The 17,013-nt window shown below is 67.7% G+C and carries 18 protein-coding genes and 4 tRNA genes; 12 read left to right on the forward strand and 10 right to left on the reverse strand.

Annotation, left to right across the window (positions count from 1 at the left end; genetic code table 11):
- Positions 1 to 113 precede the first annotated feature (113 nt).
- Positions 114 to 437 (forward strand): tyrosine-type recombinase/integrase, encoded by a 324-nt coding sequence (locus AB0N02_RS37475; RefSeq protein ID WP_363956848.1) that lies wholly within the window; start codon positions 114 to 116, stop codon positions 435 to 437.
- 447 nt (positions 438 to 884) lie between these two features.
- Here the strand turns inward: AB0N02_RS37475 and AB0N02_RS37480 are convergent, their stop codons facing one another.
- Entirely contained in the window at positions 885 to 1,112 is a 228-nt protein-coding gene (locus AB0N02_RS37480) for a hypothetical protein (protein ID WP_363956851.1), read from the reverse strand.
- Positions 1,113 to 1,920: 808 nt separating this feature from the next.
- Here AB0N02_RS37480 and AB0N02_RS37485 point away from each other — a divergent pair.
- A complete protein-coding gene (locus tag AB0N02_RS37485) occupies positions 1,921 to 4,434 on the forward strand; it encodes an IPT/TIG domain-containing protein (RefSeq protein WP_363956854.1) in 2,514 nt (837 codons plus the stop codon).
- A gap of 238 nt (positions 4,435 to 4,672) precedes the next feature.
- Positions 4,673 to 5,017: a divalent-cation tolerance protein CutA gene (gene cutA, locus AB0N02_RS37490; protein ID WP_363956857.1), complete on the forward strand. Its 345-nt coding sequence runs from the start codon at positions 4,673 to 4,675 to the stop codon at positions 5,015 to 5,017.
- Here cutA and AB0N02_RS37495 read toward each other — a convergent pair.
- Genes AB0N02_RS37495 through AB0N02_RS37510 form a run of 4 tightly spaced genes read right to left on the reverse strand, consistent with a single transcriptional unit; the run spans position 4,983 to position 7,318 of the window.
- Complete coding sequence (locus AB0N02_RS37495) at positions 4,983 to 5,843, reverse strand: hypothetical protein (RefSeq protein WP_363956860.1); 861 nt, start codon at positions 5,841 to 5,843, stop codon at positions 4,983 to 4,985. The two genes, cutA and AB0N02_RS37495, sit on opposite strands and share 35 nt — an antisense overlap.
- Positions 5,840 to 6,400, reverse strand: a complete 561-nt coding sequence (locus AB0N02_RS37500; RefSeq protein WP_363956862.1) for a transposase — start codon at positions 6,398 to 6,400, stop codon at positions 5,840 to 5,842. The genes AB0N02_RS37495 and AB0N02_RS37500 overlap by 4 nt, the downstream gene beginning before the upstream one ends.
- Entirely contained in the window at positions 6,397 to 6,975 is a 579-nt protein-coding gene (locus AB0N02_RS37505; RefSeq protein ID WP_363956865.1) for a helix-turn-helix domain-containing protein, read from the reverse strand. Before AB0N02_RS37505 ends, AB0N02_RS37500 begins: the two co-directional genes overlap by 4 nt.
- 4 nt (positions 6,976 to 6,979) lie before the next feature.
- Positions 6,980 to 7,318 carry a hypothetical protein gene (locus AB0N02_RS37510; protein WP_363956868.1) on the reverse strand — a complete coding sequence of 113 codons (339 nt, stop codon included), beginning with the start codon at positions 7,316 to 7,318 and terminating at the stop codon, positions 6,980 to 6,982.
- Positions 7,319 to 7,335: 17 nt separating this feature from the next.
- Between AB0N02_RS37510 and AB0N02_RS37515 the strand changes: the two genes are divergently transcribed.
- From AB0N02_RS37515 to AB0N02_RS37525, 3 genes are read left to right on the forward strand one after another with little or no spacing between them, the layout of a single operon-like run.
- Complete coding sequence (locus tag AB0N02_RS37515) at positions 7,336 to 7,683, forward strand: replication initiator (RefSeq protein ID WP_363956871.1); 348 nt, start codon at positions 7,336 to 7,338, stop codon at positions 7,681 to 7,683.
- 10 nt (positions 7,684 to 7,693) lie between these two features.
- Positions 7,694 to 7,882, forward strand: a complete 189-nt coding sequence (locus AB0N02_RS37520; RefSeq protein ID WP_363956874.1) for a helix-turn-helix domain-containing protein — start codon at positions 7,694 to 7,696, stop codon at positions 7,880 to 7,882.
- Positions 7,879 to 9,021 carry a site-specific integrase gene (locus AB0N02_RS37525; protein WP_363956877.1) on the forward strand — a complete coding sequence of 381 codons (1,143 nt, stop codon included), beginning with the start codon at positions 7,879 to 7,881 and terminating at the stop codon, positions 9,019 to 9,021. Before AB0N02_RS37520 ends, AB0N02_RS37525 begins: the two co-directional genes overlap by 4 nt.
- Before the next feature lie 182 nt (positions 9,022 to 9,203).
- On the opposite strand, the gene AB0N02_RS37530 is transcribed toward AB0N02_RS37525, so the two are convergent.
- Positions 9,204 to 9,279 (reverse strand) — tRNA-Lys (locus AB0N02_RS37530).
- A gap of 154 nt (positions 9,280 to 9,433) precedes the next feature.
- Here AB0N02_RS37530 and AB0N02_RS37535 point away from each other — a divergent pair.
- Positions 9,434 to 10,018 (forward strand): 3'-5' exonuclease, encoded by a 585-nt coding sequence (locus AB0N02_RS37535; RefSeq protein WP_363956880.1) that lies wholly within the window; start codon positions 9,434 to 9,436, stop codon positions 10,016 to 10,018.
- Positions 10,019 to 10,128: 110 nt separating this feature from the next.
- Here AB0N02_RS37535 and AB0N02_RS37540 read toward each other — a convergent pair whose 3' ends face one another.
- Positions 10,129 to 11,286, reverse strand: coding sequence for an acyl-CoA dehydrogenase family protein (locus tag AB0N02_RS37540; RefSeq protein ID WP_363956883.1), 1,158 nt, complete (start codon positions 11,284 to 11,286; stop codon positions 10,129 to 10,131).
- Positions 11,287 to 11,407: 121 nt separating this feature from the next.
- On the opposite strand from AB0N02_RS37540, the gene AB0N02_RS37545 reads away from it, so the two are divergent.
- A complete protein-coding gene (locus tag AB0N02_RS37545; RefSeq protein ID WP_363956886.1) occupies positions 11,408 to 11,860 on the forward strand; it encodes a PspC domain-containing protein in 453 nt (150 codons plus the stop codon).
- Position 11,861: 1 nt separating this feature from the next.
- Here the strand turns inward: AB0N02_RS37545 and AB0N02_RS37550 are convergent, their stop codons facing one another.
- On the reverse strand, positions 11,862 to 13,157 hold the full coding sequence (locus AB0N02_RS37550) for an MFS transporter (RefSeq protein ID WP_363956889.1): 1,296 nt from the start codon (positions 13,155 to 13,157) through the stop codon (positions 11,862 to 11,864).
- A 169-nt stretch (positions 13,158 to 13,326) separates the two neighbouring features.
- Positions 13,327 to 13,668, reverse strand: coding sequence for a metallopeptidase family protein (locus tag AB0N02_RS37555; protein ID WP_363956892.1), 342 nt, complete (start codon positions 13,666 to 13,668; stop codon positions 13,327 to 13,329).
- Positions 13,669 to 13,710: 42 nt separating this feature from the next.
- Here AB0N02_RS37555 and AB0N02_RS37560 point away from each other — a divergent pair, with 42 nt between their 5' ends.
- The 4 genes from AB0N02_RS37560 (at position 13,711) to AB0N02_RS37575 (ending at position 15,668) form a co-directional block, all read left to right on the forward strand.
- On the forward strand, positions 13,711 to 15,213 hold the full coding sequence (locus tag AB0N02_RS37560; RefSeq protein ID WP_363956895.1) for a metallophosphoesterase: 1,503 nt from the start codon (positions 13,711 to 13,713) through the stop codon (positions 15,211 to 15,213).
- 93 nt (positions 15,214 to 15,306) lie between these two features.
- Positions 15,307 to 15,379 (forward strand) — tRNA-Glu (locus tag AB0N02_RS37565).
- A 112-nt stretch (positions 15,380 to 15,491) separates the two neighbouring features.
- A tRNA-Asp gene (locus AB0N02_RS37570) sits at positions 15,492 to 15,566 on the forward strand.
- 28 nt (positions 15,567 to 15,594) lie between these two features.
- Positions 15,595 to 15,668 (forward strand) — tRNA-Phe (locus AB0N02_RS37575).
- Positions 15,669 to 16,262: 594 nt separating this feature from the next.
- Here the strand turns inward: AB0N02_RS37575 and AB0N02_RS37580 are convergent.
- Positions 16,263 to 16,715 (reverse strand): site-specific integrase, encoded by a 453-nt coding sequence (locus tag AB0N02_RS37580; RefSeq protein ID WP_363956898.1) that lies wholly within the window; start codon positions 16,713 to 16,715, stop codon positions 16,263 to 16,265.
- Between the last annotated feature and the right edge of the window lie 298 nt (positions 16,716 to 17,013).

Consider the following 17,013-nt stretch of genomic DNA (forward strand, 5'->3'; position numbering starts at 1 on the left):
AACGGATGCAGTACCGTCCTGCGTTGTTCGACGGCTTCATCGCCCAGACCGGCCTGATCCTCGAACCGCTGTAACTTCAGCCTTTCAAGCTCAGAAGCATCAGGTGGGCTCGGGTGGCCAAGCAGCTCGCCACGGGCAAGCGGCGGCAGAACCTCGGGTTCGTCTTCCCCTCCACGATCGGCACCCCTATCGAGCCGGGCAACTTCAGCACCCGATGGCGGGCCACCCGGAAGAAAGCCGGGCTCGACTGGCAAAGGCTTCACGATCTCCGGCACGCCTGTGCCTCGTTCCTGCTCGCCTCGGGGGCCTCACCCCGAACAGTGATGAAGACGCTCGGCCACAGCCAGATCGGGCTGACCATGAACACGTACACGCACGTGCTTCCGGACATCGAACGGGCGGCCGTGGACGCGGTCGCCAAGCGGCTGTTCGGATGATCGCGGGAAGCACGAAGGGCCGGACTCCTGGCGGGGTCCGGCTCTTGGCTGTGGAAGGTGACTGTAGACACCTTCCACGAAAGATCAACAGCGGTTGTTCTGGCTGGTAGGGCGCCTGGGACTCGAACCCAGAACCTACGGATTAAAAGATCGCCCTCGGGCCGTTCCGGACGGTTCAATGCAGGTCAGAGGACATGCGTGGTCCATCCTGAACGGCTCTGAACGCCCCTGTATTGCAACCCGGAGTGCAACCCCGGTGCCCGGTGGGCCGGGGCTGAGGAACGAAGTCCCGGACCGTCGATCGCCCCCAGCCCCGTATGGCGATTGTCCATCGCAAGGCGATCGTGAGGGTCGCGGTGAATCCGGAGATCGGCCTCTAGCGAGCTGCCATGAAACTGACTCGTTTCGCCGGCAACCAACTCAGCGCCAATGCGACCTCGCTGGGTGCTAGTCTCCGCTCTTCATGAACCTTGACAGACGCCCCACGGTAACACCCAAGGAAGTGGCGAGGGTAACGATCAACAGGCCCGGACCCATATCCAGGGTGGCTTCAAACGCACCCGGCAGAGAAAAGTTCTTGGCTACCAATCCTGTGCAAAAACCAACCATAAGCACTGCGGCGCTGACGACAACGAACATCAACGCCAGTTCTTTGCGCATCTGGTGCACGGTCATAACGTGATCATACGCCGGTATTCGAAAAAGCGGCGGCGTGGCCCCGGTGCGGCGGCTGATGGGCGAGTACGGCGGGTGCGCGGTGCGGTGGGCGGCTCGCGGTCCCGCCGCTGGCCGAGACCGGCGCCCACGCCGCACGCTCGGGCGGCGTTCGGGCGGCGGGCCGTGCGGCGGCGCGCCGCGCCGCCGCGCTTGATACCCATAAGAATAATTCGGCAGTGATCGCGATACGGCCAAGGCGATACACGTTCGCTTTGGTGAGATTTGCTATTCCCGCGAGCAACTTCCTGCGGGTAGAGCGGCACTCCAGACGAAGACATCGTGGTCCGCCCTGCTTGGACGAGATCAGAGAGTTGAGGCCACCCCCTTCATTCGGGCTGGTGGCTGCGAGAGCGCCGGCGCCCCAAAGAGGTGATGTGGGTGGGGCAGGTCTGCTCATGTGGCTATTGCTGCCGATCCGGCTTTTCGGGCTTGCGAAAACCGTGTAGATCCTCTCCATTCACCCAGTGTTTGCCATGATAGGCGGCCTTTATCACAGAAAAGGTGGAAGTGCCAGATATATGGGAGTGAGGGCTGATTTTCCCATGAGGTAGAGGTGTGTGCGCGCCGGGTGACTGTCACGCCTTCATGATCGATGAGAGTTTCGCTGTGGCGTTGGAACGTGTGAACGGTTCCGCTCGGTGTTGAAGGTCGGGGTTCGGGGACACCGGGCGGGTGCGCGTCGCCGCGTCTGTGCGCCCGGTTGTACGGCGCGGTCCGATGGGGACTGGGCGGCCGAGGCGGCGAAGCCGAAGGGAAGCCCTTCTTCATGTCCTTACCCCCCCTCATGCCCTCGACCTCGAACACCTCCCCGCGCGGCCGTCTGCGCAAGCTGGCCCTGCGGGGCACGCTGGCCGTGGCCCTGGCCGCCGGCGGCCTGGCCGCGGTGGCCCCGGCGGCCCAGGCCGCCGACAAGACGGTGACCTTCTCCTATACCGGTGGCCCGCAGACGTTCACCGTGCCGGCCGGCGAGACCTCGATCGAGGTGGACGCGTTCGGCGCCCAGGGCCAGGCCGGGTACTTCAGTGGAGCCCCGGGTGGCCGGGGCGGGGAGGCCAAGGCCACCCTGGCCGTCACCCCCGGGCAGGTGCTCCGGATCAACGTCGGCGGATCCGGCTACCGATCCGGCCCCGGCTACGGCGGTGGGGGGGCCGGTGGCGTGAGCGATGGGGCCGGCAGTTTCGGCGGCTCGGGCGGGGGTGCCTCGGACGTGCGCACCGGTCCCGGCTACGGCCTGGGCGACCGACTGCTGGTCGCCGCCGGAGGGGGCGGCGGCGGCCACGCGTTGGGCAGGGCCTTCGGGGGCGGCGGCGAGGGCGGCCCCGGAGGCGGCTCCACCGGCGGCGACGGCGCCAGCGGGAGGCTGAGCGCCAACCCCGGAGGCGGCGCGACCGCCACCACCGGCGGGAGCGGCGGCGCCGGAACCGGCGGGAGCGGCCGCAACGGCGCTGACGGCACTTTCGGCGCGGGCGGCGCGGGCGGCGGGGCGCCCAACCTGGGCACCGGCGGCGGCGGAGGCGGAGGCGGCTGGTACGGCGGCGGCGGAGGCGGAGGCCGGGGCCCCAGCAACGATACCGGCTCCGCCGCCGCGGGAGGCGGAGGCGGCAGCGGCTATGGCCCGGCCGGGACCATCTTTTCCACCGGCGTCCGATCGGGCGACGGCGTCGTCACCATCACCTACACCCCGGTCCCCACCATCACCGGCATCAGCCCCGTCAGCGGGCCGGTCGCCGGCGGCACGAGCGTGACGATCACGGGCACCGACCTCGCCGACGCCACCGCCGTCGCCTTCGGCTCCACCGCCGCGACCTCGTTCACGGTGAACTCCGACACCAGCATCACCGCGACCAGCCCCGCGACCACCACCGCCGGACCGGTCGACGTGAAGGTCACCACCCCGTACGGGACCGGCGCCACCACCAACGACGACAAATTCACCTACGTCAAGCCCCCCACCGTCACCCGTATCAGCCCCGCCAGCGGGCCGGTCGCCGGCGGCACGAGCGTGACCATCACCGGCACCAACCTGACCGACGCCACCGCCGTCGCCTTCGGCTCCACCGCCGCGACCTCGTTCACCGTCGACTCCGACACCCAGATCACCGCCACCACCTCCGCCACCACCACCGCCGGAGCGGTCGACGTGAAGGTCACCACCCCCGATGGAACCAGCAGCGCCAGCACCTTCACCTACGTCAAGCCCCCCGCCGTCACGGGTATCAGTCCCGCCAGCGGGCCGGTCGCCGGTGGCACGAGCGTGACGATCAAGGGCACTGACCTCGCCGACGCCACCGCCGTCGCCTTCGGCTCCACCGCTGCGACCTCGTTCACCGTCGACTCCGACACCAGCATCACTGCGACCAGCCCCGCGACCACCACCGCCGGAGCGGTCGACGTGAAGGTCACCACCCCCGGTGGAACCGGCAGCGCCGGCACCTTCACCTACGTCAAGCCCCCCGCCGTCACGGGTATCAGCCCCGTCAGCGGGCCGGTCGCTGGCGGCACGAGCGTGACCATCACCGGCACCAACCTGACCGGCGCCACCGCCGTCGCCTTCGGCTCTACCGCCGCGACCTCGTTCACGGTGAACTCCGACACCAGCATCACCGCGACCAGCCCCGCGACCACCACCGCCGGAGCGGTCGACGTGAAGGTCACCACCCCGTACGGGACCGGCGCCACCACCAACGACGACAAGTTCACCTACATCAAGCCCCCCGCCGTCACGGCGGTCAACCCGGCCACCGGCCCCGCCGCTGGCGGCACGAGCGTGACCATCACCGGCACCAACCTCGCCGGCGCCACCGCCGTCGCCTTCGGCTCTACCGCCGCGACCTCGTTCACGGTGAACTCCGACACCCAGATCACCGCGACCAGCCCCGCCACCACCACCGCCGGAGCGGTCGACGTGAAGGTCACCACCCCGTACGGGACCGGCGCCACCACCAACGACGACAAGTTCACCTACACCAAGGACACCACCAAGCTCGACGCCCAGCCGCTGCTGTTCTCCGTCACCGGCGGCGCGATCAACATCAACCTGCATCCCTCGGCGACCCTCACCGACACCACCACCGGCCAGCCCCTCGCCGGAAAGACCGTCACCTTCAAGGTCGGCACCCACACCGTGTGCACCGATACCACCAACAGCAGCGGCGTCGCCTCCTGCTACGGCCTGGTCCCGCTGGCCACGATCCTGCTCCACCTGTCCTACACCGCGACCTTCACCGGCACCCCCGCCCTGGAGGCCGCCACCGACACCGCCGGACTCATCCAGCACTGACCCCCGGAGCACCACCGAAGGCCCGCCGCAGACCCGGCGGGCCTTCACCGATCACCGCGGATGTCCGGTCAACAGACGTCCAGGGCAAGGCATTGGCGGCTGGTGTCACGTTGAGCGGTGCACGGAACCGAGTTGCCCACTCGTTAACGCCAACGATCCTTACCTTGCCTCTCGCTGGAGGGAGGACGCGCAGCGCTGCCGTTTGATACCCATCGGAATGATGCGGCAGTGTGGCAGCATGATCGAGAACGCTTCGGACTGCATGGAGGTTCGTGTCACTGTCGGCAGCCGCGGGGAGGCGGCTCGTATTTGTTCGGCAGTGGTGGAAGAGCGGCTGGCCGCCGCGGCGCAGATCGTTGCGCCGATCGAATCGGTCTACTGGTGGGCGGGAGAGATCCGGTGCTCCGATGAGTGGCTGGTGTTCATGATGACGGCTGCAAACCGGTTCGAACAGTTGGTGCGGCGAGTGCGAGAGTTGCACTCTTATGAGGTGCCGCAGATTGTCGCGGTTCCCTTGGTGGCCGGTACGGCTGACTATCTGGAGTGGATCAGGCGGGAGACGTCCCCAGACTTCGGCGAGTAGCGGCGATGTCGCCGAGCAGGTCACGGGCGGCTTGGTCCTGGTGGGCGGCGAGGGTCTTCTCGATCGTGGTGAGGTGCTGGAGTCCCCAGGTGGATTCGCTGCGCCGGGCCGATTCCAGGGCGCGGCGGGCGTAGGCGACTCCTTCGGCAACATCACCGATGTGAAGTTGGGCCTGGGCGATGTCGGCGTAGACAACGGCCACCTTCTTGTGGTCACTGCCTTGGGCGACGGCAGACAGTGCGGCTTGTCCGGCCTCGATCACCCGGTGTTCGTCGCCGAGCCGTACGTAGGTGGACAGCTTGAAGGCGGCCATGCGGCCGGGGTCCAGGAAGCGGGTCCAGGCGCGTTCCCGGTGTGGCCGGGCGCGGCTGTAGGCGTCCTCGGTCTGGTGCAGCAGGTCGAGGGCGTGGCGGTTGCCGAGGGCGGCGAGTTCTTCGGCCTGGCGGCTGAGCAGCCATGCTCGGGTGGCGTCGTCGCCTTGGGCGGGCAGGAACCGCTGGGCCTGTCGTACGGCCTCGTAGGCGGCGCGCCCTTGGACGGCGTAGGACTTGTAGGCGTGGGTGCACGCCTGGATGATCGGGTGCCCGCTTTCCTTGGCGGCCAGAGCGGCAACACGGTCGAAGGCGAGGGACTGGCCGGGTTGCTTGAGGTCCCAGGCGATCCAGGAGGCGAGGGTCGCGGCCTCTCCGGCGGTGGCGGCCAGGCGTCGGCGAAGCCGGTCGGGTGGGCTGTTCTGGAGCAGGTTGCTCAGCTCGTTGATGTGGGTGGTGAGCCCCTGGTAGATGGCTCGGGCCGGCAGAACAAACTCTAGTGCTCCGTTCCTCAAAGCAGGTAGATAAAACGGCGTCGGCTCCGACGAGGTTCGGGAGCCGGACGGCCCCAGATCCAAGGACGAGCGCGGGCATTGAGCTGCGCGGTCGCCACAGCGGTGGCGTAGGCGATCTCGTCGGGGCCGGCGAAGGTCTGCCCGGCCAGTGCCTGGCGCCGGAAGATGCGCCACCAGGCTTCCTGCAGGTTGAGCCAGCAAGCCCCCTTGGGGATGAACACCTGCTGGATCCGCGGATGCCCGGTGAGCCACTCGCGGGTGGAGACACTGTTGTGGCTGGACAGGTTGTCGGTGATCACCGCGATCATCCCGTCCGGGTTGGCTTTCTCCAGCAGCGCCAAGAAACGCTGCCAGTCGGCGCTGTTACGCGAGGATGCGCACATGGTGACCGCATGGCCGTCGGCGATGCGCAGGCCGCCGTACACCCAGGTCTTCTCCGGGCCACGACTGTAGACCAGGGGTGTTTTGACGCGTCGCCCGTCAGGTGTCCACCCGGGCGCGGGATCGAAGGTCCGGGGCACGACGGGGCCGAGCTCGTCGGCGGCCACGACCGTCACTCCCGGCGGCGGGCAGGCATAAAGGGCAACGATGCGGGTTCTTTTGGGGCGAACTGCGGGTCGTGGCTGGTGGCCCAGGACCGGGGGCGGCGCCAGCGCACACCCTCGGCCAGCAGGATCCGCCGCACCTGCGAGCGCTCTACCGCAATGCCCATCTCGTGGGCGGCTGCGGTCAGGCTGTCCAGCGTCCAGGCCCCCGTCCCGGCCTCATCGGCCGCGGCCAGTTCGCCGGTTGCCTGATCACGCGTCGGCCGCCCCGCAGGCTGGGTGCGGACCAACGCGATGATCTGCGAACGCTCGGCCTCGCTGATTCGCCGTTTGCGGCCGACGCCGGGCCGGTCTCCCAGCCCGTTCAGCCCTTCGGTGTTGAAGCGTGCCAGCCGGTAGCGCACCGTCTTCTCCGCGCAGCCGAGCTCGCGGGCGATCTGCGGCACCCGCAGCCGTTCCCAGCTCAACGCGATGATCCGGGCCCGTCGTATCCAGTCGGCTGGGGCGTGCCGGGCACCGGCCAGCTTGCGGATCTTGCGTTCCTCGACCGTGTCCTTCGGTGCCCGCGCGAACAGGAGCTTCGGCACTGCCTCACCGCCCATCAACGACCCGCTGGGCCCTGATCGTACGTCTAATCTCACCACCTAAAAAGGAACGAAGCACTAGGCGGTGGAAGCCGATGGTGCGGGCTTCGAGACGTTCGACGGTCTCCTCGTCGAGGGCCTGGGGGCCGGTGAGCGCGCGGGTCAGGCGTTCCCAGGGGTCGGCGATGGTGGCCGCGGCTTCGGCGGTCATTCCGGCGGCGAGCAGGAGCATCGTTCGGCGATCCACATGAGCGTCCAGCCTTCCCACGATCCAGGCCAGTGTCAGAACGTCGACGTCCCATGGAGCGGCGATCTGGTTCTGGCCGACGGCGACAGCGCTTTCCACAGAACGCCAAAGCGGGCATGACGCCGGGCCGGTGCCGCTCCAAGGCACACAAGGCCGAACACCTCGGCTACGCGGGCCGCCGTGTCCTGGTCTCCCGCAAGTGGTCCAACAAGACCCTCCGCGACCACAAGGCCGATCGCCGCGCCTGGGTCCTCGACAGCTCGGCCTGCCCGCCGACGCCGAGACCGACCCGCACCGCTACGTCTGGCGCCCCGTCACGACCAAGGACCCGACCCGGACCCCGCTACCGGTCCGGCTGCTGCGCGGCGTGGCCGACCGACAACGAACCCGCGCCCGGCTCGACGAACTGCGCGCCAGAGCCGACGGCAGACCCCTCACAGAACTTTCGGCAACTTCGGCCATGAGGGAGGCGGCATGACCATCGGCACCAAGCTTCTCGTCTCTGCTTCTGAGGCAGCTCAGATGCTCGGGATCGGCAAGACCAAGATCTACGAGCTGATGGCCTCCGGGGAACTGCGTTCAGTCAAGATCGGCCGTTCGCGGCGCATCCCCGTTGAGGCACTGACCGCTTTCGTTTCGGCAATCGAGCAGGAGGCAGCATGACCAGCGGTCGGAAGCGTCGTCCCCAGGGGGAGGGCTCGGTTCACCAGCGTAAGGACGGGCTCTGGGCCGGTGTGGTCGATCTCGGTTTCGTCGACGGGAAGCGCAACCGCCGGACCGTTTACGGCCACACGGAGCGGGAAGCCCTCAACAAGCTCGCTGAACTCCGGGACGCTCAGCGCAAAGGGCAGAACTTCGCGGCCAAGCCTCGGAAGTTCGCCGACTGGCTCGATGAGTGGATCGAGACGAAGCGGCGGCAGGGGACCCGGCCGTTGACCCTGCGGGGCTATCGGCAACTGATCAAGGATCACGTCAAGCCTGCGCTCGGCCGCAAGCAGCTCGACAAACTCGCCCCCACCGACGTGCGGCGGCTCATCGAGGCGAAGGCCGAATCGGGGCTCTCGGCCGCCACCGTCAAGCAGGTCCACGGGCTGATCCGGAACGCGCTGGGCGACGCCGAGCGGGAGGAACTGGTGCATCGCAACGTCGCCAAGCTGGTCAAGCCTCCGTCCGTGCGCAGGGAGGAGGCCAGGGGGCTCACGATCGAGGAGGCAAAGCGGCTGCTCACCGCGATCGAAGGCGATCGGCTCGAAGCCTTCTGGATCTGCGCGCTGACTCTCGTCCTACGACGCGGGGAGCTCCTCGGGCTCCGCTGGGATGACATCGACTTCGCCAACGGACTGCTCGCCGTACGGCAGACGCTTCAGCGGGCGGACGGCTCCCCCCGGTTCGTCGATCCCAAGACGGACCGGTCCCGTCGGGTCGTCCCCGCCCCGGAGCCGACCTTGGCGGCGCTGCGCAAGCACAAGAGGGCTCAGGCGGCCGAACAGCTCGCCGCGGGCAAACGGTGGCAGAACCACGGGCTCGTCTTCCCCTCCACGATCGGCACCCCCATCGAGCCGGGCAACCTCAACACCCGGTGGCGGGCCACTCGGAAGAACGCCGGGCTCCACTGGCTGAGGCTTCACGACCTCCGGCACGCCTGTGTCTCGTTCCTGCTCGCCTCGGGGGCCTCGCCTCGCACCGTGATGAAGACGCTCGGTCACAGCCAGACCGGGCTGACCATGAACACGTACACGCACGTACTTCCGGACATTGAACGAGCGGCCGTGGACGCTGTCGCCAAGAGGCTGTTCGGATGATCGACGGCGAACGATGGGCCGTACGAGGAGGTGAACCTGTCACATGTGCTCAGGGGCTCGTGGTCGACGAAAAGCCCAAGGTCTTCACGCCGACCACGGCCCTTTGGCAGGTCAGGCCCTCTAGGCTGTCAAAGGTGGCTGTCACCGCCCTCTCAAAGAAGATCGGTGACCGCCGTTCTGGCTGGTAGGGCGCCTGGGACTCGAACCCAGAACCTACGGATTAAAAGTCCGCAGCTCTAACCATTGAGCTAACGCCCCGCTGGAGACAGCGTACCGAGGATAGTGTCCACTAACGTCCGTCGCCAGGCCCGGACGGGGCACCTGTTGGCCGAATCGTGTGTGGAGGCGGGAGAGGGATCATACAGTGGCACTCATGACGAGCTCGGGGTTTGAGCCCGCCGGGGGTGTTCGCGTGTCCTCACGGCAAGGGTATGTCGTGGTCGACGTGGAGACCACGGGGTTTTCTCCGGCCAAGGGAGACCAGATCTGCGAGATCGCTCTCGTCTCCCTGGACGCCGAGGGGACGACCGTCGACGAGTGGCACTCACTGATCAATCCGCGGCGCGGTACGGGGGCCGTGCACGTGCACGGGATCACCGGTGCGATGGTCGCCAGGGCGCCGGTGATCGAGGAGGTGCTCGACGAGGTCTGGGGGCGGATCGCCGGGCGTGTCCTGGTGGCGCACAACACCTCCTTCGACCTGCGTTTCCTCCGGGTTCTGCCGGAAAGTCACTGGCTCACCGAGACCCTGTGCACGCAGAAGCTGGCCCCTGACTTCATCCCCGGGGGCAAGTGGACCCTCGCCGCCTGCTGTGAACGGGCGGGCATCCCTCTCTCCGGCGCGCACGCCGCGCTGGTCGACGCCCGGGCGACCGCCGAGCTGCTCCGCTTCTACCTGCGCCAGGGCGTCTCCTGGGGGCGTGAGCTGGACAGGGCCGCGCAGACCCCCGACTGGCGGCCCAGCGGGAGGCCCCAGCGGCCCGCGCTCCGGCGGTAGGCCTCGGCGGCCGCAGGTCCGGCCCCCCGCCCGGAGGCCGGTCCGGAGGCCGGTCCAGAGATCGGTCCGGAGGCCGTCGCCGAGGTGTTCGGCGATGTTCGGCGGGACGTTCAGCGGTAGGCGGGGATGCCGGTCAGGGCCTCGCCCAAAACGAGGGTGTGGATCTCCTGGGTGCCCTCGTAGGTCAGCACGCTCTCCAGGTTGTTCATGTGCCGGATCACCGGATATTCCAGGGTGATGCCGTTGCCTCCGAGGACCGAGCGTGCCTGACGCGCGATGTCCAGGGCGGCGCGGACGTTGGCGAGTTTGCCGAAGCTGACCTGGCGGGGGGTGAGGGTGCCCGCGTCCTTCAGACGGCCCAGGTGGAGCGCGGTGAGCTGGGCCTGCCCCAGACCCACGTACATCCACGCGAGCTTCTCCTGGGTCATCTGGAAGCCGCCTATGGGCCTGCCGAACTGGACGCGGGTCCTGGAGTAGTCGACGGCGCTCTCCAGACAGGCGCGGGCCGCGCCCACGACGCCCCACAGGATGCCGAAGCGGGCCTCCGACAGGCACGACAGGGGGCCTTTCAGGCCGCGGACCCCGGGCAGTACGGCCGCCGCCGGAAGACGGACGTCGTCGAAGTACAGCGACGAGGTCACCGAGGCCCGCAGGGACATCTTCCGGTGGATCTCCGGGGCGGAGAAGCCGGGCGTGTCGGCGGGGACGACGAAGCCGCGGATGCCGTCCTCCGTCTGGGCCCAGACCACGGCGACGTCGGCGATGGAGCCGTTGGTGATCCACATCTTGGCGCCGTTGAGGATCCAGTCTCCCGAGGGGTCCTGCTTGGCGTGGGTGCGCATGCCGGCGGGGTCGGAGCCGTGGTCGGGCTCGGTGAGGCCGAAGCAGCCGATCGCCTCGCCCGCCGCCATCCGGGGGAGCCACTGCTCCTTCTGCTCGGCGGAGCCGTACTTCCAGATGGGGAACATGGCGAGGGAGCCCTGCACGGAGACGAACGACCGCAGGCCCGAGTCTCCGGCCTCCAGCTCCCGGCAGGCGATGCCGTACGAGACGGCGTCCAGGCCGGCGCAGCCGTATCCGTCGAGGTGCATGCCCAGCAGGCCGAGTGAGCCGAGCAGCGGGCTCAGCTCGCGGGCGGGGAAGACCGCCTCCTCGAACCAGTCGCCCACGTGGGGGAGCACCTTGTCGGCGACGAACCCCTTCACGGTGTCACGGATGAGGTGCTGTTCCTCGGAGAACGCGTCGTCGATGCGCAGGAGGTCATCCATGGGGTGTTCCTCTCTCGTCGGCCCCTGTCAGGGTATTGCCGATGGTTCGGGGAGGGATGTCAGGGTCGTGCCAGGGGGAATCCCGATGTGAGCGATGTCCTTTGTCGGGCAGTCTGAAGACATGAACGAAAACGACTTCTCGGGTGTCAGGCAGCTCCGCAGGACCAAGGACGGGCGCATCATCGCCGGTGTGGCCTCCGGCCTCGGACGGTACATCGGAATCGACCCCAACATCATCCGGGCGGCCCTCGCCATCGCCACCTTCTTCGGTGGCCTCGGGGTGGGGATCTACGCGATCGGCTGGCTGCTCCTGCCCGAAGAGGGCAAGAACTCCTCGATCGTCCAGGACCTGGTCAGCAAGAACAAGGACAACCCGGTCTGGCTGGACGCCAGGGCCAAGGCCGAGCAGGGCTGGGCGAAGGCCGAGCAGAGCTGGTCCAGGACCACCCACCAGCGCGGGCCGCAGAACACGGCTCCGACCTACCCCACCCACCAGGAGCCGGCCCCCTACCAGGCCCCGGCCCCGCAGTACCCCGAGGCTCAGCGCCACGACGGCCCCACCCCCCAGGCGTGACTCAGGCGGTCGCCTCGGCGCGAACCTTCTCGATGATCTCCGTACGGGACCGGATCCAGAGTACGGCCAGCGCGGCCGCGACGAGCAGACCCGCCGCGCCGGCCGTCGCCACCACGATCTCGGGGCCGTACCTGTCGGTGGCGGCACCTCCGATGAGGATGCCGATGCCCTGCGAGGCCAGCAGGCCCGACTGCACGAGCCCGAAGGCCAGGCCCCGCCGCTCGGCGGGTACGCACTGCACGAACGCGGTGTTGGCGGCCAGCTGGTAGGCGCCGCCGACGCCCGACAGGAACCACAGGACCAGCACCACGGCGAGCGGCGGCCGTAGCGCGCAGGCGATCAACGGCGCGCAGGTCAGCATCGCCAGCCAGCCCATCACACGCAGCCGTGTCGACGGGGTGACGTATCGGCCGAACAGGAACGCGCCGACGATCGTCCCGGTCGGTATGGCGCCCATCAGCAGACCGGCGACGAAGGAGATCCGCTGCGGGTCGTCGGTCAGTGTCGCGGCGTACGGGGTCGCGATTCCCTCGGGGAGCACGTAGAAGCCGCACAGCCAGGCGAAGAGGACGAGCGTTCGCAGCCGGAGGTCGCCGAAGACGAGTCTGGCGCCCGCGTGGGTCATGGTCCACATGGAGGGCTCGCCGGCGTCGCCGCGGACGGGGGAGGGGCGCCGCCGTACTCCGGAGACCAGGATGAGCGCGGAGGCCAGGTAGGTGGCCGCGTCGAGGGCCAGTGCCCGGTACGGCCCCATGCCCATGATCAGCGCGCCGCCGAGGGCGAAGCCCAGCATCTGTGCCCCCTGGTTGGTCATGTTCTGCAGGGCGGAGCCCACGACGTAGCGGTCGCCCTCGAGGATCTCGGGGAGCAGCGCCGCCCTCGCGGCCGAGAACGGGGCGCTGAGCAGCACCACGCAGAAGACGAGCGCGCACAGGGCGGTGAAGGGCGTGCCGGGAATCGCCATGATCGCGACCATGACGGCTCGCAGCAGGTCGCATATGATCATGATGCGCCGCCGGGCGTGGCGGTCGGCGAGGGCCGCGAGCAGCGGGCCGCCGACGATCGGGGGCAGGTAGGTCAGCGCGTAGACCGACGCCGTGGCCAGGGGTGAATCCGTTCGCTGGAAGACCAGCACGGACAGCGCCACTCGTGAGAGCTGGTCGCCGAGGAGGGAAAGCCCCTGGGCCATCCAGAGCGCGCGAAACTCGCCAATGGCGATGATTTCGCCATACGTGGCTTGGCGCTCGACGGGGCGGCGGTGCCGCCCGGGTAGCCGGCCGGGCCGGGTGGCCGCCATAGGACTCCGCTGGGCTGCAGGCACATTGACTGTGGGTGGTCAGTATGTAACCTACGGTGCCCGTTGAAGCGCCGTCGCGCAACTGAAAGCAATCAACAGGATGCGGGCTGTAGCTATAAATTGGGATATTTCCCGGTAAGGTCGGGATTGGCGGGAAACGTGGCTTTAGCTACCAGCCGAGCTCGTGCAGCCTGTCGTCGTCTATGCCGAAATGATGGGCGATCTCGTGAACTACGGTGATCTGCACTTCTGTCACCACCTCATCCTCCGTCGCGCAGATTGCGCAGATCGGGTTGCGGTAGATCTCAATCCGGTCGGGTAGCACCCCTGCGTACCAGTCGCCGCGCTCGGTGAGCGGAACCCCCGTGTACAGACCCAGCAGATCCGGTTCGGGCGGATCGTCCACGACCACCACGACCACGTTGTCCATGACTTTCGTCAGCTCGGGAGGGATCGTGTCCAGCGCTTCGGCCACGAGCTCCTCGAACTTCTCTCGCGAGACCTCGATCACACTCGCCATTGTGCCCCGTGTTCGTGGGTAAGGGGGTTGCGCATGGATCTCACGAACTGGGGCCGGACGCTCCGCCGCTTCGCGACGGGGCGAACCATGCGCGGCACGGCCGTGGTGGTCGTGGCCGTCGCGTGCGCGTGGCTGGGGGTCATGCTGGGCGGGGCCGTACGCGCCAACGTGGGCCCCGTCGAGATCGGCATGTCCGCCGAGCCGTCGTGGACGGGGGAGACCGTCCTCGACGCCCACCCGTTCGGCACCCTGCTGTTCGACACCCACGACGCCCCGGTCACACTGCGCATCACCCTGGAGAACATCAACACCGCCCGGGTCGGAGTGATCCTGGAGAACCCCCAGCTCTCCGCCCAGCTGCCCGCCATGCTGGAGAAGGAGCTCCGCGAGGGGGTCAAGGCGCTGGTACTGCGCGCCCTGCTGTGCGGCCTCGCCGGGGCCCTGCTCGGCTCACTGATCGTCTTCCGGCGGCCGGGGGCGGCGCTGGCCGGCCTGCTGAGCGTGGTCGTCGCGATCGCCGGTACGGGGGTCGCCGTCGCCATGACCTTCCGCCCGGACTCGGTGATCGAGCCGAAGTACACCGGCCTGCTCGCCGGGGCGCCGTCCCTGGTGGGCGACGCCGAGTCGATCGTGACGAAGTTCGAGTCCTACCGGGCCCAGCTCGCCAAACTGGTCAACAACGTCTCCCAGCTCTACGACGCGGTCTCGGCCCTGCCCATCTACGACTCCGCCGATCCGGCCTCGATCCGGGTGCTCCACGTCTCGGACATCCACCTCAACCCCATCGCCTGGAACCTCGTCCACTCGGTCGTCACCGAGTTCAAGATCGACGCGATCGTGGACACGGGCGACCTGACCGATCACGGCAGCGGCCCCGAGAACAAGTTCGCCGAGGAGATCGGCAGGTTCGGCGTGCCGTACGTCTTCGTCAGGGGCAACCACGATTCCAAGACCACCCAGAAGGCCGTCGCGAAGCAGAAGGGGGCCGTCGTCCTCGACGACTCCGTCAAGACTGTGGCCGGACTGCGCATCTACGGCCTGGGCGACCCTCGCTTCACCCCCGACAAGTCGGTGTCCGTCGACTCCGATCTCGACTCCCTCGCCGCCCTGGGGCGCTCCCACGCCGCTCAGCTCGCCCAGGAGCCCAAGCCGGTCGACCTCGTGGCGGTGCACGACCCGACGATCGCCGGCGGGTTCTCCGGCTCGGTTCCCATGATTCTGGCCGGCCACTCCCACGAACGGTCCACCGAGATCCTCCCCTCGGGAACCCGTCTCCTCGTGCAGGGATCCACCGGAGGCGCGGGCCTGCGCGGCCTGGAGCACGACGAGCCCACCCCCGTCGCGGCCTCTGTCCTCTACTTCGACCGCAAGACGCACCGCCTGCGGGCCTGGGACGACATCACGCTGGGAGGCCTCGGAGAGCAGTCCGTCCTCATAGACCGTCACGTTGAGAGTGCCCCTGGCCGTACAATTTCTCCTGGGCCGACGGTCACCCCGTCCCTGACGGGATCGACCACCGGCACCACGACGCCTTAAGCCGGAACGCCGCTTTGGCATCGGGGTCAAAAGTCCCCTATGCTTCAGAGGTCTCCAGCGGAAGACGGCAACGGAGCGGGACGACAGTTCCGAGCCCCCATCGTCTAGTGGCCTAGGACACCGCCCTTTCAAGGCGGCGACACGGGTTCGAATCCCGTTGGGGGCACTGTCGAGCGAAAGCTCGCCAGGGAAACGGTAGGTCGAAGACCTCCGAAGAACTGGTAAGCTAAGCAAGGCAAGAAAGACGGAAGCGAAAACTTCCGACAAAGCAATATCAAGGTCCTGTAGAGCAGTTTGGAGTGCTCGCCACCCTGTCAAGGTGGAGGTCGCGGGTTCAAGTCCCGTCAGGACCGCTCTGGTAGGTGTTCGATCCACCACCGAGGTCAGGTAGCTCAGTTGGTACGAGCGTCCGCCTGAAAAGCGGAAGGTCGGCAGTTCGACCCTGCCCCTGACCACAGCAACTGAGCAGCAGAAACGCCCCGAGCCAATCATGGCCCGGGGCTTTTTGATCTTTAATGACAGCAACACTGACAGCAACGTCAGCTTGCACACCTGTCGGCTGAACCGCCTTCGCTCAAGCGTCTCGCCAACTTGGCCAGTATCTCGACGTCAGAAGTGGGCAAGCAGTGGACGTGAGGATCGAGATCCAGTGCAGGCGCGGACACGTTGAAGCCGTACCACTCCTGGATGATCATGAGGACGACATCGTGTTGAGGTCGGCCGAGGGCTTCGGCGATGTCCCCAAGCTCCTCGCGCCTAGGTGGGCGCACATACTGTCCGTTGGCAACGGAGCACCACCATGGTGCCGAACGCACACGGTTGGACCTCCTGGACAACTCTTCAAACGTTATCCCGCAGGTATTTAGAAAGCGGACTCTGTCGCTAAATAGCTTCTTCATTACTTTTGCTCCGATCAGTAGAAGGTTGCTATCGATATATCGCGATATATCGAAGCTATATCGCGAGCGTGGTGATCGCAAGCCTGAAGGGTCACAGGTAAGTAAAACGCCCCAGAACGGTAAGGTTCTGGGGTGTCGCGGCTGACGTGATCAGTTAGCCAAGGCATCTCCGAGCTTCCCGAGGGCGTTGCGCTTGTCGTCGAGGGAGACGTGGGCGTAGATGGTCATGGTCACCTCGATGTCGCTGTGGCCGACGATGTCGCGAACGGTCTGGGGCGGTACGCCGAGGTTGAGCAGCAGCGTCACGCAGGTGTGCCGAAGGTCGTGAAAGCGCATCTCGCCGAGCCCGGCGGCCTTGCGGATGGCTCCCCAGCTCCGCCGGAGGTTGTCCGGCTCCATTGGCGTCCCGCGCCGGGACGGGAAGACGAGGCCGTTCTCCTCCCAGTCCTCCCAACAGTCGGAACGTTCGGCGAACTGCCGTCTATGGTGCTCTCGGAGCGCCTCCACGCAGATCGAGGGGAGCGGGACGGTTCGCTCGGAGTCATTGGTCTTGGGCCGGACGAACTGGAGACGTCCTCCGACCCGCTGGAGAGTCCGGATCACTTCGAGCTTGGCGCCGTTAAAGGCGAGCCGCCTTCGGCGTCTCGCCGCGCGTCGGGCGGTCGCCGGCCGCGCTGCGGCTCTTCGGCCGGTCGCGGCCGGCGCCGCCCACGCGCTTGCGATCACCAGGCGGCAGACCCTACAAGGCGCAAAGCTCTTCGCTGACGTTGTCGTGGTGGTGGCCGTGATGATCGCCCACTTCGGCGCGGGCCGTAGCCGGTCGGGGCGATCGACTGCCGCGAACCGACTTCGTCGCCCCTTGCCATCGAATGACGCAGGGTAGATCGAAGTTGACGCTTTG

This window comes from Streptosporangium sp. NPDC051022 (assembly GCF_040683035.1).
Taxonomy (GTDB): Bacteria; Actinomycetota; Actinomycetes; order Streptosporangiales; family Streptosporangiaceae; genus Streptosporangium.